The 1,904-nt window shown below is 39.8% G+C and carries 3 protein-coding genes and 2 pseudogenes; 2 read left to right on the top strand and 3 right to left on the bottom strand.

The annotated features are described in order from the left end of the window. Both ACFINM_RS09685 and ACFINM_RS09680 read left to right on the top strand, forming a co-directional pair. Window positions 1-255: pseudogene (locus tag ACFINM_RS09685) on the top strand (integrase); the annotation flags it as partial. 207 nt (window positions 256-462) lie between these two features. Beyond that, window positions 463-663 (top strand): helix-turn-helix transcriptional regulator, encoded by a 201-nt coding sequence (locus ACFINM_RS09680; protein WP_375634691.1) that lies wholly within the window; start codon window positions 463-465, stop codon window positions 661-663. 103 nt (window positions 664-766) lie between these two features. On the opposite strand, the gene ACFINM_RS09675 is transcribed toward ACFINM_RS09680, so the two are convergent. The 3 genes and pseudogenes from ACFINM_RS09675 to ACFINM_RS09665 all read right to left on the bottom strand — a co-directional run. Then, complete coding sequence (locus ACFINM_RS09675) at window positions 767-1,126, bottom strand: hypothetical protein (protein WP_375640976.1); 360 nt, start codon at window positions 1,124-1,126, stop codon at window positions 767-769. 180 nt (window positions 1,127-1,306) lie between these two features. After that, window positions 1,307-1,711, bottom strand: a complete 405-nt coding sequence (locus tag ACFINM_RS09670; protein ID WP_375615473.1) for a hypothetical protein — start codon at window positions 1,709-1,711, stop codon at window positions 1,307-1,309. Beyond that, window positions 1,708-1,904: pseudogene (locus tag ACFINM_RS09665) on the bottom strand (filamentous hemagglutinin); the annotation flags it as partial. The gene ACFINM_RS09670 and the pseudogene ACFINM_RS09665, both read right to left, overlap by 4 nt.

Raw genomic sequence — 1,904 nt, 5'->3', positions numbered from 1 at the left:
CGCGGTCCCCTCGCTGAGAAGTGTATGGCTCAATATATGAGAGACAATAAACTTGAAGCCTGCCCGCATGGTTTTCGTTCTAGTTTACGCGATTGGCTAGCAGAAACAACCGATGCTCCCTATGAGGTCGCTGAAACTATTCTAAGTCATACAGTAGGAGGACAAGTAGAGCGCTCCTATCGTCGTACTGACTATCTAGAACAGCGCCGTGTTTATATGGATAAATGGGCGGCTTATGTCACGAGTCAATCTTAAGATATGGGGTGAATAACCCCATTATCTGTGGATAACTTTAGCTCTCTTCTCTCTCATTCGCTCTCAATAAGACTCATAAATTATCACATTAGAAATTGTATAATAAAATATTGTTTTCTATGAATAAAACATCTTTCTAAATGAACCAAAATGTGGTTAATAAATGGTTATGATTTGTTACCATTTTTTGATAGAAAGGATTTTAGAATGACAGAAAATGATATTCTTTTAACTGACCGTGAAAGTGCAAAATTGCTTCATATGAGTGTTTCAACATTCCGCCGTCATGTAACCAATGGCTCTCTCCCAAAACCTTTAAAATTTGGCTTTTTATCCCGTTGGTTACAATCAGATCTTTTCAATGTCATCGAGCAAGCAAAACAGCAACGTTATAATGACGCGGCATAAAAAGAAAACCTTGTCACGTAAGGACGGACAAGGCTTTCTCAAGCTCATCAAACCTGGTGCTTTATTTGGTGTAAATTCAAGGCTTTCTCTGCTGAAGCAAGACTTAAGGCTGGCATTCAAGTTGTTCTGAATGTTTTTTACAATAAGGGCTATTTAAGCGTCTCTCAACACTTCGCTGAGGCGTGATAGCACTAGGACGACATATGGGAAGGTTGTCTGATTTATGGTTCTCACACCAATCTTGTATTGTAAAGCTAGGGCGAAAACCTGATTGCGCCATACACATTTCAATACTGGCAAATTGATTCAAATCTAGCGCCACAACCTTATTAAGGTCCGGTACTCCACATTCTAAAAGTATTTTATTTCTCCATAATGCTGGAGAAAGTGAGGGAATTGAGTTAACACATCCAGTGATACTTAACAGAGCTATACAACTCAATAGTTTTAAGATTTTCTTCATTATTCCCCTCTTTCAATGGATTTATTTACAATAAAAAAGCTCATAAGCCTGTTGATATTTCCTGTCACCGCTGCTTAAAACAACGGTGAACAATATTGAGATGATGGATTGAGAAAACAATCCCACCATTCCAAGTGAAGGCAAGGATAGCGGATTGTTAATCATCACAAACAGCAAAACTTAAGGATAACATTCATATTGTTCTGGATGCTTTTTACAAAAAGGGCTGTTCAAGCGCTTCTTGACACTGCGCTGTGGAACAACAGCGCCTGGACGACAAATGGGCAAGTTTTCAGCTTTATGATTTCCACACCAGCCTCCCCCCACATCATATTTATAGCGAAATCCCGCTTGGAGCATGCAAGCATCAATGGTTGCATTTGCATTATTACTGAGCTTTCTACTTTCTGGATCCTTATCATAAGGGGTTGGCATACCGCATTCTAACAAGGCTTTTCCTATCTCCGTAAAATCTGCTCCTGGCTTCTCCCATGCCCCTATAGAAGATATGGGAGTTTTATTAAACTGGCACCCAGCTATACTTAACAAAGTTACAGCACTTAATAATTTTACGATGTGTTTCATTTTTTACTCCATGATTTACTTGAAGGAACTTGTTCACGATGAGATGAGCCGTAAAGCATGTTGCACATACGCCCCGCATCTCCAAGACAGGTATGGGAGCTTATGGGATTCATGATCACTCTCCACCATTCTTTCCACCAGTTACTACCAGCAGGTATTGTCTCATAAGTATAGCCATTGCCGCCAATAATTC

The sequence above is a fragment of the Bartonella sp. AA168HLJHH genome (assembly GCF_042197365.1).
In the GTDB taxonomy this organism is placed as follows: domain Bacteria; phylum Pseudomonadota; class Alphaproteobacteria; order Rhizobiales; family Rhizobiaceae; genus Bartonella.
Note: the sequence above shows the minus strand (reverse complement) of the source record. Positions and strands in the feature narration are given on the sequence as shown.